This is a genomic window from Kaistella sp., assembly GCF_049588135.1.
Classification (GTDB): domain Bacteria; phylum Bacteroidota; class Bacteroidia; order Flavobacteriales; family Weeksellaceae; genus Kaistella.
This window is the reverse complement of the sequence record NZ_JBAVFG010000203.1, coordinates 1-18,918: the sequence shown is the minus strand read 5'-3', so window position 1 is coordinate 18,918 and position 18,918 is coordinate 1. Positions and strand designations below refer to the sequence as shown.

The window sequence follows — 18,918 nt, the reverse complement described above, 5'->3', positions numbered from 1 at the left end:
AGGCAGCATTTCAAAATGCTGCCTTTTAGTTATAATCTATCTCGGTCTCGAACCCATTCGCGGTTGAATTAATTTTGCAATCGTCGCCGTCCAACCGGTTTGGTGAGATGCACCAATTCCTTCGCCGGTATCACCGTTGAAATATTCGTGAAACATAATGTAATTTTTAAAGAATTCATTATGATCTAAAAGTTCATTTCCACCGTTAAATGCACGATTTCCGTTTTCATCTTTCTTAAAAATAGAGTAGAGTCTTTGACTTAAATCGGTGGCGACAAAATCGAGATTTTGCATTTTACCACTTTTTGCCGGATATTCGATTTGCAAACTGTCGCCATAATAATAATGAAAACGTTGCAAACTTTCCACAATTAAGAAATTGATAGGAAACCAAATTGGTCCGCGCCAATTGCTGTTTCCGCCAAACATACTGCTGTCGCTTTCCGCAGGGGTATATTTCACTTTGAAATCTTTTCCATCGACCGAAAAAATATACGGATTTTTTTCGTAAACTTTCGACATGGATCGAATTCCGTAGGGTGAAAGAAATTCTTCTTCATCAACCATTCGTTCTAAAATTCTTTTGAGTCGAGTTTTTCTAAGTACACTCATCAAATGTTTTCGGCCTTGTCCTTCCACTTCCCAATGCGAAACCAGATTGGCAAGTTCGGGCTTGTTGTTCAGGATCCATTCCATTCTTTTACGGAAATTGGGTAGTTTTTCCAGCAACGAATGTTCTACCACTTCCACCGCAAACATCGGAATTAATCCAACGATACTTCTCAACTTTAATGAAATAGAATCGCCATTATTCAATTGTAAAAGGTCGTAGAAAAAGCCGTCTTCCTCGTTCCATAAACCATTTTTGGTTTCCCCCAAATTGTCCATTGCTTCTGCGATATAAAGATAATGTTCGAAAAACTTAATCGCCATGTCTTCGTAAATCGGATTATAAAGCGACAATTCCATTGAAATTTTCATCATGTTCAAGGCATACATCGCCATCCAACTTGTTCCATCAGCTTGTTCTAAATGATCGCCATTTTTGAACTCCATGTTTCGGTCGAATGCACCAATATTATCAAGCCCAAGAAAACCGCCGCCAAAAACATTATTTCCGTTTTTATCTTTTCGGTTCACCCACCAAGTAAAATTCAATAATAATTTTTGGAAAACGCTTTCCAAAAAAGGAATATCGGGTTTTTCGTTTAATTTTTCGTCAATTTTAAAAACTCGGAAAGTGCTCCAAGCGTGAACAGGCGGATTTACATCGCTGAAATCCCATTCGTAAGCAGGAAGTTGACCGTTCGGATGAATATACCATTCCTTCGTTAATAATTTTAATTGATGTTTCGCAAAGCCAGAATCCAAAATAGCAAACGGAACACAATGAAACGCCAAATCCCAAGTCGCAAACCAAGGATATTCCCATTTGTCGGGCATTGAAATTACGTCCTTATTCTGCATGTGTTCCCATTCTTTATTTCTCACATGATGGTTGAAATTTCGTGGTGCTTCAAATTTTGGATCTCCTTTCAACCATTTAGAAACATTGTAATGATAGAATTGCTTATTCCATAATAATCCTGCAAATGCCTGTCTTTGAATCATTTTTTCTTCTTCATCGGTCATCTCCTTTTGTATTCCGTCATAGAATTCATCGGCTTCTTTTTGTCTTAAACTAAAAATATCGTCGAAGTCAAAGAATGCATTTTCCATGTCGTGCGGACTCAATCGAAAATCGAAGGTTTTGCTTCCTCCTGCGTCTATTTCTGTGTTGATGACGAAGCAGGCTTTTGTTCCGGTTTTGTCTGGATTTATTGAGGTTTGATCATTGTGAATTAAAAAATTATTAATGCCATCTTTATAGTATTTCGGTTCAGAACTTGCACCATGAATTTTTGCAGGATTACTTTCGTTATCACAAAAAAGTGCTTCTGTATTCTGATCTCTTGCATATAATTTAATGACTGATAAAGAGTCATGATGAATTTCAATATCACCATTTGCTGAAGATTTTAGTTGAGGTTTGTATTCACCATGACCCCAATTCCAATTGTTTCTAAACCAGATGGTTGGCAAAATTACTAAGGGCGCTTTATGTCCACTTCTATTTTTTGCAGTAACACGAATCAAATAATCATCATGATTAATTTTTGCGTATTCAATAAATATATCAAAGTAATTATTATCATTAAATATTCCAGTATCAATCAACTCAAACTCAGGGTCGTGCTTCGATCTTCTTCCGTTTTCTGCAATTAAATGGTCATAAGGAAATTCATTAATCGGATATTTATATACCATTTTCATGTAGGAATGAGTAGGCGTATTATCCAAATAATAGTAGAGCTCTTTTAAATCTTCCCCGTGATTTCCCTCATGATTACTCAATCCAAAGAAACGTTCTTTAATCATTTTGTCTTTGCGATTCCAAAACGAAAAAGCAAAACATAACCGTTGTTTAGTGTCACAAATTCCTGCAATACCATCTTCACTCCAGCGATAAGTTCTGCTGATTGCATCATTATAGGTAGTGTGTCCCCACGCATTTCCGTTGTGGCTATAGTCTTCGCGGACTGTTCCCCATTGTCTGTTGCTCACGTAAGGTCCCCATTTTTTCCATTTTTCATCGAGCATTCTTTCTTTCTCCGTCGTCATTTTAAATAATTTCTGCTGCGAAATTAAGAAATAAAATTTTTTCCAAAAATTTGTGAGGTTATATTTTAATGCTTTCCTTTGCACCGAAATAAGTTCATTTACATATTGAAAATGTTATTAAGAAAGGTGGAGAGATTAGACTCAATGAAACCTTGGCAACCCTTCGGAAACGAAGAAGGTGCTACATTCTATCCCAATTTGGGAAGAGATAACAGAACCATTTTTTACCTTTTTCGGGTAGCATTTTCAATTTTAATTTTTAAGAAAAATTGGAAAATTCGCTACAACATATCAAACTCAACAATCATCAATTAATTTCAGGGAAAACTCTGGATATTAATTTATCGTATCAAATTTTCGGAGCCGAATTATTTTCTGCACCAATAATTTTGGTGAATCATGCATTAACTGGAAACTCCAATGTTTCTGGTGAAAATGGTTGGTGGAAATCTTTAATTGGCGAAAATAAAACGATTAATACAACGAAGTTTACGATACTTTGTTTCAATATTCCAGGGAATGGTTTTGATGGAGATTTAATTAAAAATTACCAAGATTTTACCACCAGAGACATTGCTCAAATTTTTCTTTCGGGATTAAATCATTTAAACATTGAAAAACTTTTTGCTTTAATTGGCGGTTCAGTTGGCGGTTCTATCGCTTGGGAAATGTTGGTTTTAAATAATAATTTGGCAGAAAACTTCATCCCGATTGCTTCCGATTTTAAAACTTCTGATTGGCTTTTTTCGCAATGTTTAGTTCAGAAATTTCTACTTGAAAGTACCGAAAAACCTTTGCAAAAAGCAAGAATTCACGCCATGTTATGTTATCGAACACCTGAATCTTTGAACACCAGATTTAACAATGAATTTGATGATGAAAAAGAAATTTTAAAATCCCATGATTGGCTGAATTTTCACGGTAAAAAATTGAACGAACGATTTAGTTTAAATGCTTATCGCTTAATGAATCATTTGTTGATGAATATTAAAGTTGATGAAGAAAAACTCAAAAACATCAAAGCCAATATTCATTTAATTGCGGTGGATTCTGATTTGTTTTTTTCCGCTTTTGAAATCCAAAAATGTTTTAAAAATTTAATTAAAACCAAAGAAAACACCTTCTATCACGAAATAAAATCAATTCACGGACACGACGCTTTTTTGATGGAATATGAACAACTTAATCACTTATTAAACAATATTTTTAATGATAACTAAAAACGAAATAAAGATTTTAAAAAACAAATCAATCATCAAATTCGAGGGAAAAGATTTCTTAGGTGAAGTTGGAATTGATGGCAGAATCTTTAAAGCATTAACTTACGCCAGAATAAGCGTTGGCGTGATTTCTCAACAAGCAGTAGAAAACGGAATTTCAGTTTTGGTCAATGAAACCGATTCCGAAAAAGCAGTAAATTGTTTGATTGATGAATTTGAAATTGAAAGAAAATCTGGGAAAGTAAGCCAAATCTTCAGTATTAATCATGTTTCTGTGATAGGATTTGTTGCCAAAGATTTCAACAAAATCCTTTCTGAATTCGCTCGAAACAATATCTTTCCGTTGATTTTGAATCAAATTGCCGCCGAGAATAGAATCAACATTGTGGTCACTTCTTCGCAAGATGAAAAAGCAAAGAACATCATTGAAGCAGAAATTTTTGCAAAACCGAAAACGGTTCATCTCGCAATTATTGGTCACGGTCATGTCGGAAAAACTTTGATAGAACAGGTTTTGGAACGTTCTGAAGAAATTAAAAAAAGAAAAAAACTCGATTTAAAAATTGTTGCCATCGCCAATTCCCGAAAATTAGCTTTCAATAAAAAAGGTTTCGGAAACGATTGGAACGAGGAAATTCTGCTTGCAGAAAAACCATCAAATATTGATGAATTAATTGAATTTTCAAATGAAAATCAGCTCGAAAACCTCATTGTTGTTGATAATACCACGAGTAAAGATTTTGTAAAAAACTATCCGATTTTGGCGGAAAACGGTTTCGATTTGGTTTCTTCAAACAAAATTTTCAATACTTTGCCGATTTCTGAATACCGAAATTTCAGACATATTTTAACCAAGAGAAATAAAAAATATTTGTACGAAACCAATGTTGGAGCAGGTTTACCGTTGATTGATACGATAAAACTTTTGCACCTTTCTGGCGAAAATATTACAAGAATTAAAGGGGTTTTCTCCGGTTCATTGAGTTATATTTTCAATAATTTTTCGGTGCGAGAAGATCAATTTTCAAAAATTATTAGCGAAGCAATGGAAAAAGGTTTCACAGAACCTGATCCTCGCGAAGATTTGTCAGGAAACGATGTCGCCAGAAAATTGCTGATTTTAGCGAGAGAACTCGATTTAATTAATGAATTCAGCGATATTAAAATTCAAAATTTAATTCCTGAAAATTTACAAAATATTGAAAAACCCGAATTTTTGAATCGACTTGATGATTTGAATGAAGAATTTGAAACCATAAAAATAGCTCAAGAAGAAAATCATGTTCTTCGTTTTGTGGGCGATTTGCATGGCGATTTACAACAGGAAAAAGGTGAGTTAGACGTGAAATTAATTTCCGTTCCCGCCAATTCCGCGCTCGGACAATTAAAAGGTTCCGACTCTATTTTTGAAATCTATACCGAAAGTTATGGCGAAAATCCAATTGTAATTATGGGAGCTGGAGCTGGAGCAAAAGTAACTGCTCGTGGTGTTTTCGGAGATATTTTAAGGTTAAGCGAGATTAAATAATAAAATTTCATGAACTTTAAAACGAAATAATTTCCAACTATTTAAAATAAAAACTTTTGTGCCTTTGTGGTTAAAAAAAATATTATGACAGAAAACTTTGAAACAAACGCAATCCGAATTCAATCCGAACGTTCCCATTTTGATGAACATTCCACGCCGTTGTATTTAACTTCCAGTTTTGTTTTTCAGGATGCGGAAGATATGCGCGCAAGTTTTGCCGAAGAAAAACAGAAAAATTTATACAGCCGATTTTCAAATCCAAACGTCAACGAATTCACCGAAAAAATCGTAAAAATGGAAGGTGCAGAAGCCGGATATTCTTTCGCAACGGGTATGGCTGCAATTTATTCCACTTTTGCGGCTTTGTTGAATTCTGGCGATCATATCTTGAGTTGCCAATCGGTTTTCGGTTCCACGCACACGCTTTTTACCAAGTATTTCCCGAAATGGAATATTGAAACCACGTATTTCAAAGCCGATGAAACCGACATTGAAAAATACATAAAACCCAACACCAAAATTCTCTATCTCGAAACTCCAACCAATCCCGCAATTGAAGTTTTAGATTTGGAAGTGATGGGTGAAATTTCGAAAAAACATAACCTGATTTTTGTTGTAGATAATTGTTTTGCAACGCCTTATCTTCAACAGCCGATAAAATATGGAGCAGATTTGGTCGTACATTCCGCAACGAAATTGATTGACGGACAAGGTCGTGTTTTAGGCGGAGTCACCGTCGGGAAAGCAGATTTAATCCACGAAATTTATTTTTTTGCCAGAAATACAGGACCTGCGATGTCGCCGTTCAACGCTTGGATTTTGAGCAAAAGTTTAGAAACTTTGGCAATTCGTGTCGAAAAACATTGCGAGAATGCTCAAAAAGTTGCAGAATTTTTGGAAACGCATCCGAATGTTTCTTTGGTAAAATATCCGTTTTTGAAATCACATCCCAATTATGAAATTGCCAAAAAACAAATGAAATTAGGCGGAAATATCGTCGCTTTCGAAGTAAAAGGCGGCATCGAAGCCGGAAGAAATTTTTTAAATAATATAAAAATGTGTTCTTTGTCTGCAAACTTGGGCGACACGAGAACGATTGTTACGCATCCCGCTTCTACAACGCATTCCAAGCTTTCCGACGATGAAAGAAACGAAGTGGGAATCACCGCGGGTTTGGTGCGCTGTTCCGTTGGTTTAGAAAATGTGGAAGATATTATTTGCGATTTAAAACAAGCGTTAGATTAAGACTATGGTTTGCCCTGAAAGGGCTCTGTCAATAGCATTGGGTGCAGCCAATGAAGAAAACGAAACGAATTTAGAAAAGCCCTGAAAGGGCGAAATCAATAAATTTAATATGAATAAAGTTAGTATTAAGGAGCAAAACGATTGTGATTAAAAACACAACTCGTCCCGCTTTCCGCTCTATCTTTTTTGCTTTTAGAACTATTTGTTATCAAAAGAAAATTTAGGGAAAAGCAAAAAAGGATGCCGCTGCAATCGGGGCTAAAATCGAAGTTCAGTTCTTCGATTCACGAAAAAAAAAGAGTGGCAAAACCCTGACAAGGTTATCAAAAAAATATAGAAAAATGAAAAACTCACAACAACTATACAAAGCACTTTCCGAGAGAATTCTCATTCTCGACGGCGCAATGGGAACCATGCTTCAACGCTACAAATTCGAAGAAGAAGATTATCGCGGCGAAAGATTCAAAAACTGGGAACATTCTTTGAAGGGAAACAACGATTTGCTTTCTCTCACACAACCACAGGCGATTGAAGAAGTTCACCGAAAATATTTGGAAGCTGGGGCAGACATCATAGAAACTAACACCTTTTCTGGGACTACCATTGCGATGGCAGATTATCACATGGAGGAATTGGTTTACGAACTCAACTACGAATCAGCAAAAATCGCCCGAAAAGTTTGCGATGAACTCACTGCAAAAAATCCTGAAAAACCAAGATTTGTTGCGGGTTCCATCGGTCCAACCAACAAAACCGCAAGTTTAAGTCCGGACGTGAATGATCCAGGTTTTCGCGCAATTACTTTTGATGAATTAAGAATTGCCTACAAACAGCAAGCGGAAGCTTTATTAGACGGCGGTTCCGATATTTTATTGGTTGAAACAATTTTTGATACTTTAAACGCAAAAGCCGCACTTTTCGCCATTGATGAAATTCAAGAAGAAAGAAATATCGAAATTCCAATCATGGTTTCGGGAACGATTACCGACGCTTCGGGAAGAACGTTGAGCGGACAAACCGCCGAAGCTTTTTTAATTTCCATTTCACATCTTAATTTGTTGAGCGTTGGTTTAAATTGCGCTTTGGGTGCGAAACAACTTACGCCTTATTTGGAAGAATTGGCGAATAATTCGGAGTTTTATATTTCCGCTTATCCAAATGCGGGTTTACCGAATGCTTTCGGTCAATACGATGAAAGTCCCGAATTTATGGCGGAACAAATCCGCGAATATGTTGAAAAAGGTTTAATCAATATTATCGGAGGTTGCTGCGGAACAACGCCGCCACACATCAAAGCGATTGCTGATTTGGTGAAAAATTATGAACCGAGAAAAATCAAAGTAACAATATAATAATTTAAAAATGTAACAATCAATTTGGCGAAAATTGGTAAACTTTTACATTGATAAGTTGGTAAATTAATTATGAAATATCTAAAATTATCTGGTCTCGAACCATTAATTATAACCCCGGAATCCAACTTTATCAATGTTGGCGAACGAACGAATGTTGCCGGATCCAAGAAATTTCTTCGATTAATTAAAGAAGAAAAATTTTCAGAAGCGCTCGATATTGCCCGTCATCAGGTTGATGGAGGCGCACAAATCCTCGATGTCAATTTCGATGACGGACTTTTAGACGGAAAAGCCTCCATGATTAAATTTTTAAATTTAATCGCTTCTGAACCTGATATTTCCAGAATTCCGATTATGATTGATTCCTCAAAATGGGAAATTTTGGAAGCCGGTTTGCAAGTTGCTCAGGGAAAATGTGTTGTGAATTCCATCAGCTTGAAAGAAGGTGAAAAAGAATTTATCGATCATGCAAAAAAAGTAAAAAGATACGGCGCAGCGGTGATTGTGATGGCTTTTGATGAAACCGGACAAGCCGATAATTACGAAAGAAGAATTGAAATTTGCAAAAGAAGTTACCGAATTCTCACCGAAATTGTGAAATTTCCTTCGGAAGATATTATTTTCGATTTGAATATTTTCCCTGTCGCAACCGGGATGGACGAGCATCGCAGAAATGCCCTCGATTTCATTGAAGCCACAAAATGGGTTCGCGAAAATCTCCCGAATGTTTCGGTGAGTGGTGGCGTTTCCAACGTTTCTTTTTCGTTTCGTGGGAACGATAATGTTCGGGAAGCCATGCATTCCGTTTTTCTGTATCACGCCATCAAAGCAGGAATGAACATGGGAATCGTAAACCCAACGATGCTCGAAGTCTATGATGAAATCCCGAAAGAATTGTTAGAATTGGTGGAAGATGTGATGCTTGATCGAAAAGACGATGCAACAGAACGGCTTTTGGATTATTCAGAAAGAGTAAAATCCATCAAAAAAGAATTTGTAGAAGAATTAGAATGGCGGAAAAATCCTTTACAGGAAAGAATTACGCACGCTTTGGTAAAAGGAATCGACCGTTTCATAATAGAAGATGTGGAAGAAGCAAGAAGCCAAACTTCCCGACCTTTAGACGTTATTGAAATCAGTTTAATGACCGGAATGAGCGTTGTTGGCGATCTTTTCGGAAGTGGAAAAATGTTTTTGCCTCAAGTTGTAAAATCGGCGAGAGTAATGAAAAAAGCCGTCGCATATTTACAGCCATTTATTGAAGCAGAAAAAGACGAAAGCCGACCTGCGAACGGAAAAATTTTGATGGCAACCGTAAAAGGCGATGTTCACGATATTGGTAAAAATATTGTGAGCGTGGTTTTGGGTTGCAATAATTACGAAATCATCGATCTCGGAGTGATGGTTCCGGCTGATAAAATTATTCAGGCTGCGATTGATCACAACGTGGATGTGATTGGTTTGAGCGGTTTAATTACGCCGAGTTTGGACGAAATGGTTCATGTGGCAAATGAACTGGAGCGTAAAAATTTGCATTTTCCTTTATTAATCGGTGGCGCAACGACTTCTAAAGCGCATACAGCAGTGAAAATTTTCCCAAAATATTCGCAATCCGTCGTTCATGTGAACGATGCTTCGAGAGCGGTTGGAGTTGTGAGTCAGCTTTTAGACCGAAATAATGCACAATATAAATTAGATTTAAAGGATGATTACGAAGATTTTCGTCAGAAATTTTTGAACCGACAAATTGAAAAAGAATATGTTTCCATTGAAGAAGCAAGGCAACAAAAATTTAAAATCGATTGGGAAAATGAAGAAATTAGCACGCCGAATTCTTTAGGAATTCATGTTGTTGAAAATCAGGATTTAAGAGAATTGCTTGGTTTTATCGACTGGTCGCCGTTTTTCAGAAGTTGGGAATTGCACGGAAAATATCCGCAGATATTAACCGATGAAATTGTTGGCGAACAAGCCACAGAATTATTCAAAGAAGCAAAAGTTTTACTCGATAAAATTCTCGACGAAAAATTATTTACCGCAAAAGGTGTTTTTGGAATTTTTCCTGCAAATTCAAACGAGCAAGATGATGTTTTGCTTTATGATGAGCAAGGAAATGAAATCTCACAATTCCGAACTTTAAGACAGCAACTCAAAAAATCAAAAGGAAAAGAATATTTGGCATTAAGCGATTTTATTGCGCCGAAAACTTCCGGAAAGCAAGATTATATTGGAGCTTTTGCAGTGACAACAGGATTTGGAACCGAAGAATTGGCAAAAAAATATTACGACGACGGCGACGATTACAACGCGATTATTGTAAAAGCTTTGGCAGATCGTTTGGCAGAAGCATTTGCTGAGTTTTTACATCACAAAGTGAGAACAGAGTTTTGGGGTTATGCTTCCGATGAAAATTTGGAAAATGAAGATTTGATTGCAGAGAAATATTTGGGAATTCGTCCCGCTCCCGGTTATCCGGCTTGTCCCGATCATTTGGAAAAACCTACGATTTGGGATTTATTAAAAGTAAAAGAAAATATCGGTTTAGAATTGACGGAAAGTATGGCGATGTTCCCGACTGCAGCGGTTTCTGGCTATTATTTTGCCAATCCGAAAGCAAAATATTTCGGTGTTGGAAAAATTTCTGAGGATCAGTTGAAAGATTACGCCGAAAGAAAAAACATCGATTTGGAATATGCCAGAAAATGGCTGAGTCCGAATTTGGCGGAAAATTAAAATTGATATTTTACAATAAAGTGTAAAGTTTTGGAAATGTAAAGCCACGAAGTGGTAAAATCAATAGCATCGGGTGAAGCCCGATGAATAAAGTGAAATAGCATAATGCGAAGCCCTGAAAGGGCGAAATCTAACAACAACAAATAATAAATTTAAAACTGAGATTTCCCGTTCTTCGGAATGATAATCTCAACATAAAATATATCTAAAATGAAAGAAGATTTTGATTTTATCGCTTTATAGAAATTTAGAACTACTGAAGAAGGTGGCAGAATTCGTTATGCATCATCAGTATACAGACCACAACTTTCCTTTGACTTTGAAAAAATGACAACTTCAGGAAGACAAATTTACATTGGAAAAGAAATTGTTTTACCCGGAGAAACTGTTGAAGCAGAAATAACGATGTTATCGCCACAGTTTTTTGAAAATAAACTTTTTGAAGGTTTAGAATTTAAGTTTATAGAAGGAGCAAAATTAATTGGTACAGGAAAAATATTAAAAATTGCAAACAAAGATTTAGAAATAATTTAAACAGAGCGATTGCTTCGCTTCGCTCGCAATGACAAAATGAAAATAACAGAACACATAAAAAACGCCAACGGAAAAACTTTATTTTCTCTCGAAGTTGTGCCACCGCAAAAAGGCATCGGGATTGAAGATTTATATAAAAATATCGATCCTTTGATGGAGTTTAAACCGCCTTTTATTGATGTGACGACATCTCGGGAAGAATATATTTACCTCGATAAAGGAAACGGTTTGATGGAAAGAAAAATCACAAGAATGCGTCCCGGAACTTTGGGAATTTGTTCAGCGATTCAGCATAAATATAATGTGGATACCGTTCCGCATGTTTTGTGTGGTGGTTTTTCGCAGGAAGAAACCGAATATCTTTTGGTAGATTGTATGTATTTAGGAATCGAGAATGTGATGGCTTTGCGTGGTGATGCGATGAAAGGGCAACAATATTTTGAACCCACAATTGGCGGACATAAAAATGCCATGGATTTGGTACATCAAATGAACGATTTGGGAAGAGGAAAATATCTTCACGACGAAAAAATTTGCGATGATGTGAATAAATTCTGTATCGGAGTTGCAGGTTATCCGGAAAAACACATCGAAGCGCCATCAATGAATTATGATTTAAAATGGCTGAAAGAAAAAGTAGATGCTGGTGCAGATTATGTGGTAACACAAATGTTTTTCGACAACAAAAAGTTTATAGAATTTGTGAAACAAGCGCGGGAAATAGGAATTAATGTTCCGATTATTCCGGGAATAAAACCAATTGCGACAAAAAGTCATTTGCAAATGTTGCCGAAAGTTTTCAAAATAGATTTGCCCGAAGATTTAATTTCTGCAGTAGAAAAAGCAAAAAACAATGAAGCCGTAAAACAAATCGGAGTCGAATGGACAATTAATCAATGCAAAGAATTGTTAGATTTCGGTGTTCCGGTTTTACATTTTTATTCGATGGGGAAGAGTGATAATATCAAGAAAATAGCGAGAGAAATTTTCTAAAAAAGAACACGGCGGAAAATGAATTTTTCGCCGGTTTTGATCTTTATTTTAATTTTTGAAGAAAATGATATTCGATTGAAATCAATCTAGTTTATTGTATTTCCTCATTAAATTTTCATAAAAATTTTGCGGCAAAATCCATTTCAAAGGAACACCAATTTTTTGCCCGAATTTTCCGAAATAATAATGCGCTTTCCAAGATTTTTTTTGAATCAATTTCTCGATGTATTCCGCAACTTCCGAAGGTTCTGTTCCGTCATCAACGTGGGAATTCATCAGAGAATATACTTTTTCAAATGTTTTTTGATACGGTTCTGAAACTTTCGTTTTTACCCGATTTTCGGCAATATTGGTTTTAATGTCGCCCAAATGCAAAGTACAAACTTCGATATTCCAGGGTGAAACTTCGTAGCGAATTGCCTCTGTCACTTTATCTAAAGCCGATTTTGAAGCCGAATAAAAGCCACGAAACGGAAGTCCCATTTCACTTCCAATACTGGAAATATTAATTATTTTCCCTAATTTCTGTTCACGCATTTTTGGCAGAACTGCGGTCATCATTTGTACGGAACCAACCAAATTAAGATTAAATAATTTCAGAATTTCCTCTTGTGAAGAATCTTCAACAGCGCCCACCATTCCCATTCCGGCGTTATTAATCAGTACATCAATTCTTTTCTCTGTTTTTAAAACTTCGAGAATTGCATTTTGAACTTGAGGGTTATCGGTAATATCAGTGGGAATAGTTGTGAAAAATTCCGATTCCACATTTTTTCTGCTTAGTCCAAAAACCATATGTCCTTTTTTTCCAAAATATTCAGCTAGAGTAAATCCAATGCCGGCAGAGGTTCCTGTGATAAGTATCGTCATTTTGTTATTTAAAATTTAGTTGGTGACTTGGGCAAAATCATCCCAAAACTGCGGATAGGATTTTTCTACCACTTTTTCATTTTCAATTGTTAGCGGGGTAATCAGGCAAAACGGCGCAAAACTCATCGCCATTCGGTGATCGTGGTAGGTTTCAATTGAAATATTTTCATTCGGCTCGAAAAACTTAACGGAATAAATAGAATCATCTGTGATTTCTGAAATGCAACCTATTTTAAAAAGTTCATTTTTTAGGGCAATTAATCGATCGGTTTCTTTTACTTTCAAAGTTGACAATCCTGTGATTTCAAAAGGGATTTGTAATGCAGTAGCCGTTACACAAAGTGTTTGCGCAATATCTGGGCAGTCATTCATATCCAAAGAAATTAGTTCAGGCAAAACGAATGAACTTTCTGGCATTAGCGAAATTTTACTTTCTGAACCTTGTGAAATTGTATTCACTCCGAAGAAATTCCAATAGATTTCTTTGATAACAGAATCACCTTGAAGGGAGTGAGGGCGGAAGCTTTTAAGGTTAATAGATTTTCTGCCAATTGCCGCTAAAGAATAGAAATAGGAAGCAGAACTCCAATCACTTTCACAAATGCATTTGGTGATTTGCGAACTTTTATCACTTTGGATATTTGGAAGAATTTTGATGATTTGATCTTCCCATTGGTTGTTAATTCCTATATTTCGCAGGATTTTTAAAGTCATTTCTAAGTAAGGTCGCGAGGTAATTTTCCCCACTAAATGAATTTCTAAACCGTTTTCTAATTTTGATCCAATCAACATTAATGAAGAAATAAACTGACTCGAAATATTTGCGGGAATTGCGACAGAACTTTTCTCTAGTTTTTTGCCAACAATTCTTAAAGGAGGAAATCCTTCTTGTTCCGCATAAGAAATATCAGCGCCCAAATTGCGCAAAGCATCAACTAAATGTTGAATTGGTCTTTGTTTCATTCGGTCAGATCCCGTAAGAATTGTAGTTCTTCCTTCTTGGATGGAAAGATAAGAAGTTAGAAAACGCATCGCAGTTCCAGCATGATGAATGTCGATAATTTCGGTGTTGCTTTCTAATGCATTTTGTAAAAGTTGGGTGTCTTGAGAATTTGAAATATTTTCAATTGTCAGATTTTCAAATAGATAGCTTAAAATCAAAAGACGATTCGAAATACTTTTCGAACCGCTAATTTCTATGGTTTCATTATCTTTTAAGGTTGATTTTTCCAGCCTCATATCTATGCTTTTATCTAATTAAATTTTGAATTGTTGATTCTTATTTCAGTTTCTCATTGTTTTGATGTCGATCGAAATCGCGTTCGGTTTTATTTTTCATTTTCTTGTCGAAAGCGGCTTGTAAATCGGTTCCAGTTTGGTTTGCCAAACATAAAGTAACGAATAAAACATCGGCTAATTCTTCGCCTAAATCTTTCGTTTTGTCGCTTTCTTTTTCGCTTTGTTCGCCGTATCTCCTAGCGATAATTCTGGCAACTTCGCCCACTTCTTCGGTGAGCATTGCCATGTTCGTGAGTTCATTAAAATAACGAACGCCAATGGTTTTTATCCATTCATCAACTTCGTTTTGGAGGTTGGTTATTTCCATTTTGTAAGAGCCAAGTTAAAAGTTATAAGAGCCAAGTTACCGATTCTTATTGATAAGCGCCAATTGTTGGTGAGGCGGTTCTCGAAATTTTCACAATATCCAAAGGTGTTGTTGCTGCAACGGTAATGTTTCCTTTTCCTTTTGCTGGAGAATCATCTTTCACTCTTAAATTCATTTTATGTGTGAAATAATTCTGAAATTTTGGATCTTGATTTTTAATAGAAGCCGCATCTACATTATAAGTTGCAGTACTCCCGTATTTCAATAATGAGTTCTGGAAGCTGTAATTAAAAGTTTGTCCAGAAGTTGGTTTAAAAAGAACCGCATTGTCATTATCGGTATAAATAATTGAGTTTTTAATATTCAAAGTTAAAGCACCTTGTTCGATCGAAGTTCCATTATCGTATTCATTGGTTGCATACAATCCTAATCCTGGAAGTGCAGAATTCAAGTTCCAGTAATTTGCTAAAGTAGAATGGGTAATATTATAAGTACCACCTTTAAAAATCACAAAATCAGCATTCCCGCAATTATTCATTACCAAATTTTTTGCAGTAACATTGGAGTTAATCGCCATAATCCCAAATTCCTGATGGGTATGAAAAATAGAGTTTTCAATCGTAGCTGTTGTTTGATTCAGTTCTAGACCAATTGTTCCACCGAAAACTTTCGCATAATTCATATTCAAAATAGAGTTGGTCTCCATCGAAATTCCCTGCCAGTTTTTAGGAATCGTGTCATAGCGAGTGTCATTACGATCGCCTCGGAAAATAACTTCTTCACCTAAATCACCATTAATGTTTAGTTTCGCATTTTTAGAAATCTTCAACCCACTATTTTTATGGAAATAAATTTTAGTTCCTTTTTGAATATTCAATGTAGTTCCATCTGCCAAGGTTAAATCGCCAAAAATAATCTTCGCTTTATTATTGGTCCAGTTGGTGTTTGAAGTCAAAATATTCGGATTTGTTTTACTTTCAATATAAAATTCAGCATCTTGAACGACCGAAAATAAAGTCACATGTTGGCTTCCAGCGGGAGTTTGAACATTAATTCGGTCTTCGGCAATCGCTTCTGGTGCATTCGCAATCGGGGCAATTTCTACGAAAATATATAAACTATCTTTTTTTCTCAACGGAATATTGCTAAAATCTGTTCCCGGTTTTCCATCAACATTAATTCGGTATAAAGAACCAGCTCCATTTTCAAGAGAAATTTTCGGGATCAAGATATCTTTATCTTCATTATTATAGATTTTCACAGCGTAAGTTTCCGAACGAACTTGATTGTAAACCGTGTCGAGGAAAAGAGTATCTTCTGAGAAACGTAATAGTTGAGATGGACTTTCGAAGTTGATGTCGTCTCTATTACAGCTGATCGCAGTTAATAAAGTCCAAAAACCGAAAGCAAGTATAAGTTTAAATTTGTTCATTTATATAGGAATAGATATAGGTTTCAAATTTAATTAAAAATGTCGAACAGAAAAATTATTAATTTAGTTGATATAGTATTTGGAGATTAGAAAAATATTTGTACTTTTGCGGTCTAAAATTTAGCAGAGAAATACCATTACTATTTCGAAAGCAAAGCTTTAATTATTAATAATAAAATAAGTTATGAAAAACGGAATCCACCCAGAAAATTATAGACTTGTTGTTTTCAAAGATATGAGTAACGACGAGATGTTTCTTTGCAAATCTACTGCAGATACAAAAGATACAATTGAATATGAAGGTTCAACTTACCCATTGATTAAAATGGAAATCTCTTCAACTTCTCACCCTTTCTATACCGGAAAAGTGAAATTAGTTGATACTGCAGGTAGAGTTGACAAATTCATGAACAAGTACAAAAAATTCGCAAAGTAATTTTCGAATTTTAATGATAATTAAAGTCTTTCAAGTTTTTTGAAAGACTTTTTTTATTGTATTTTTGAAGTTCCTATTCAAATTATTTCCTATTCAAATTTTCAAATTAAATGGTTCAGCTCGTATTTTCAGATGCCCAGTTTTGGGAAGATTTTTTACCGCTTACTTTCACCAAACCCGTTGCAGAAATGCGTTGCGGAATTTTCACCTTCTCCGAAAGATGGCAGAAATTATTAGAAACCACCGAAGTTTCTTATCTCACCGAAGATTATTTACAGGAAAAATTTAAAAAATACGAAGCAAAAGAAAGTCTTTTCATTGTTTCTAATTTTTTGCCGAGTGAAAATCTTTTGGCTCAAATTAAAGATTTAAAATTAGGAGAAGCTTTGGTTTATAAAGACGAATTGCTCGCAGTGAGAATCAATATGGACAATTTTTCTTTAAGTCAAATTTCAAAAATGACGGATATTGAGGAGGAAATTTTATTCTTTAAACAGCCAACAGATTTATTTTCCTTTAATGAAAAAGCCATCGATTTCGATTTTGAATTATTAACGAAAGGGAGAACTTCCGCAAAACTTTCGGAAACCAACGGGTTTTTGGGCGATAAAAAAGATTTATTCATTGAAGAAGGCGCTTCCATAGAATTTTCTACTTTAAATACCAAAACCGGGAAAATCTACATCGGGAAAAATGCAGAAGTAATGGAAGGTTGTAATCTTCGTGGTCCAATCGCGCTTTGCGAAGAATCGAAATTTAATTTAGGCGCAAAAATTTACGGAGCTACCACGATTGGTCCGCATTGCAAAGTTGGCGGCGAGGTGAATAATATTGTGATTTTCGGATATTCCAATAAAGGACATGATGGATTTCTTGGAAATTCGGTGATTGGCGAATGGTGTAATCTCGGTGCAGATACGAATTCATCGAACCTTAAAAATAATTACGCCGAAGTAAAATTATGGAATTACAGAACCAAAAGATTTGTAAATACAGGACTACAATTTGCGGGATTAATTATGGGCGATCATTCGAAAACTGCGATTAATACTCAATTAAACACCGGAACAGTTGTTGGAGTTGCTGCCAATATTTTCAAAAGTGGTTTCCCACCAAATCTCATCGAAAATTTTTCTTGGGGCGGAATGAAAGGCGATGAAAAATTCAAACTCGAAAAAGCGTATGAAGTTGCAGAATTGGCGATGGGAAGAAGGAAAGTTGCGTTTACAGAAGAGGATCGAAATATTTTGAAACATATTTATATGGAGTATTAAGAATTTCCCCGAATTTTAAATAGTTACAAACATCTGTGCGAAAGTGCAGATGTTTTTTTTTGTTGTGATTTGAAAGGACTTCTGTAACAGTCGTTAGAAATTAATTTGCATTATTTTCTGCGTTTTACGGAAAACCGTAATGAGCCTTTAAAATAATGTTTTAACTTTCAATCAAAATCACAACTATGTTTAAATAAAGCAGAATTTGGAGGTTTGTATTGTGATGAAAGAGAAATGAATAATATTAAAAGTAAATTATTTAATAAAACACTAACAAAATGAGTAAAACTTATTCTTAAATGAAATAATATTTTTAACTTAAAGTCCAAGAATAATTACTTAATGCCCACTCCACCATGACCGTTGAAGAAATTTATGATATTGAAGATATTAGTGTTAGGTCTTTAAACCTCTGTAAATACAATGGATTTAACTCTATTGATGATTTGATAGATTATTATATGATTCATCGATCTTTTTTAAAACTTCGTAATTGCGGTCGTAGATCTGATGAAGAATTAATTCAAGTCTGTATAAAATATAAAGCATTACGAAATTGTGAAACGCAAAATAATCCAAAGCCCTCCTATGCGAACATTATTTTAAACTTAAATAGACTACAAAGAGATGTGATTAACAGTTTCATAAAAATAAATTCAGATAGTTTAGGTGTAAGGAGTAAGAATGGGATTTCTAGATATTTAGACAACAATTTTAAAACTACCAATTTTGCAGAAAAAATATTACTCTCTGATAAATTTAATCTAAATGCTATTCAAAATATTGGAGCAAGTAGTATTTTAGAATTAGAAATTTACATTTCTATTATAAAAGAATTTATAGTTGAAGTTAGCCAATCAAGTAATGAAAAGCAACTATTAGCTTTAAAGAACAATTTTTTAATCCAAAATACTTTTGCAATATCAAATATCCCAAATAAAATTTTAGAATCTGAATCTATTTTTCAACTTACTGATTTTTTATTAAATAACGACGCTTTTTTTAATAACCACTACACTTTTATATTTAAA

Annotated in this window: 14 protein-coding genes, 1 pseudogene and 1 riboswitch; of the genes and pseudogenes, 10 read left to right on the top strand and 5 right to left on the bottom strand. The window is 35.0% G+C overall.

Translation table 11 applies throughout. The features are described 5' to 3' along the window. Positions 1 to 36 precede the first annotated feature (36 nt). Positions 37 to 2,661 carry an MGH1-like glycoside hydrolase domain-containing protein gene (locus WBY99_RS11105; RefSeq protein WP_423976400.1) on the bottom strand — a complete coding sequence of 875 codons (2,625 nt, stop codon included), beginning with the start codon at positions 2,659 to 2,661 and terminating at the stop codon, positions 37 to 39. Positions 2,662 to 2,772: 111 nt separating this feature from the next. Beyond that, positions 2,773 to 2,876: riboswitch (SAM riboswitch) on the top strand. A 54-nt stretch (positions 2,877 to 2,930) separates the two neighbouring features. On the opposite strand from WBY99_RS11105, the gene WBY99_RS11100 reads away from it, so the two are divergent. From WBY99_RS11100 to metF, 7 genes are all read left to right on the top strand, one after another. Further along, complete coding sequence (locus WBY99_RS11100; protein WP_423976399.1) at positions 2,931 to 3,881, top strand: alpha/beta fold hydrolase; 951 nt, start codon at positions 2,931 to 2,933, stop codon at positions 3,879 to 3,881. Continuing rightward, a complete protein-coding gene (locus WBY99_RS11095) occupies positions 3,871 to 5,409 on the top strand; it encodes an ACT domain-containing protein (RefSeq protein ID WP_423976398.1) in 1,539 nt (512 codons plus the stop codon). The genes WBY99_RS11100 and WBY99_RS11095 overlap by 11 nt, the downstream gene beginning before the upstream one ends. Before the next feature lie 84 nt (positions 5,410 to 5,493). Then, on the top strand, positions 5,494 to 6,654 hold the full coding sequence (locus tag WBY99_RS11090) for a trans-sulfuration enzyme family protein (RefSeq protein WP_423976397.1): 1,161 nt from the start codon (positions 5,494 to 5,496) through the stop codon (positions 6,652 to 6,654). Between the two features lie 341 nt (positions 6,655 to 6,995). Then, entirely contained in the window at positions 6,996 to 8,006 is a 1,011-nt protein-coding gene (locus tag WBY99_RS11085) for a homocysteine S-methyltransferase family protein (protein ID WP_423976396.1), read from the top strand. 72 nt (positions 8,007 to 8,078) lie between these two features. Beyond that, complete coding sequence (metH, locus tag WBY99_RS11080) at positions 8,079 to 10,742, top strand: methionine synthase (RefSeq protein WP_423976395.1); 2,664 nt, start codon at positions 8,079 to 8,081, stop codon at positions 10,740 to 10,742. 327 nt (positions 10,743 to 11,069) lie between these two features. Continuing rightward, complete coding sequence (locus WBY99_RS11075; protein ID WP_423976394.1) at positions 11,070 to 11,276, top strand: hypothetical protein; 207 nt, start codon at positions 11,070 to 11,072, stop codon at positions 11,274 to 11,276. A 36-nt stretch (positions 11,277 to 11,312) separates the two neighbouring features. Next, on the top strand, positions 11,313 to 12,269 hold the full coding sequence (gene metF / locus WBY99_RS11070; RefSeq protein WP_423976393.1) for a methylenetetrahydrofolate reductase [NAD(P)H]: 957 nt from the start codon (positions 11,313 to 11,315) through the stop codon (positions 12,267 to 12,269). A gap of 81 nt (positions 12,270 to 12,350) precedes the next feature. Here metF and WBY99_RS11065 read toward each other — a convergent pair whose 3' ends face one another. From WBY99_RS11065 to WBY99_RS11050, 4 genes are read right to left on the bottom strand one after another with little or no spacing between them, the layout of a single operon-like run. Then, the gene (locus WBY99_RS11065) at positions 12,351 to 13,139 is read right to left on the bottom strand and encodes an SDR family oxidoreductase (RefSeq protein WP_423976392.1); all 789 of its coding nucleotides are present in this window, start codon (positions 13,137 to 13,139) and stop codon (positions 12,351 to 12,353) included. 15 nt (positions 13,140 to 13,154) lie between these two features. Continuing rightward, positions 13,155 to 14,378 carry a 3-phosphoshikimate 1-carboxyvinyltransferase gene (locus tag WBY99_RS11060; protein WP_423976391.1) on the bottom strand — a complete coding sequence of 408 codons (1,224 nt, stop codon included), beginning with the start codon at positions 14,376 to 14,378 and terminating at the stop codon, positions 13,155 to 13,157. 40 nt (positions 14,379 to 14,418) lie between these two features. Next, positions 14,419 to 14,745, bottom strand: coding sequence for a nucleotide pyrophosphohydrolase (locus WBY99_RS11055; protein WP_423976390.1), 327 nt, complete (start codon positions 14,743 to 14,745; stop codon positions 14,419 to 14,421). Between the two features lie 46 nt (positions 14,746 to 14,791). After that, positions 14,792 to 16,177 carry a hypothetical protein gene (locus WBY99_RS11050; protein ID WP_423976389.1) on the bottom strand — a complete coding sequence of 462 codons (1,386 nt, stop codon included), beginning with the start codon at positions 16,175 to 16,177 and terminating at the stop codon, positions 14,792 to 14,794. Between the two features lie 184 nt (positions 16,178 to 16,361). Here WBY99_RS11050 and WBY99_RS11045 point away from each other — a divergent pair, with 184 nt between their 5' ends. The 3 genes and pseudogenes from WBY99_RS11045 to WBY99_RS11035 all read left to right on the top strand — a co-directional run. Continuing rightward, positions 16,362 to 16,613 carry a type B 50S ribosomal protein L31 gene (locus WBY99_RS11045; protein ID WP_133438841.1) on the top strand — a complete coding sequence of 84 codons (252 nt, stop codon included), beginning with the start codon at positions 16,362 to 16,364 and terminating at the stop codon, positions 16,611 to 16,613. Positions 16,614 to 16,723: 110 nt separating this feature from the next. Continuing rightward, the gene (locus tag WBY99_RS11040; protein WP_423976388.1) at positions 16,724 to 17,887 is read left to right on the top strand and encodes a GlmU family protein; all 1,164 of its coding nucleotides are present in this window, start codon (positions 16,724 to 16,726) and stop codon (positions 17,885 to 17,887) included. Positions 17,888 to 18,243: 356 nt separating this feature from the next. Next, positions 18,244 to 18,918: pseudogene (locus WBY99_RS11035) on the top strand (hypothetical protein); the annotation flags it as partial.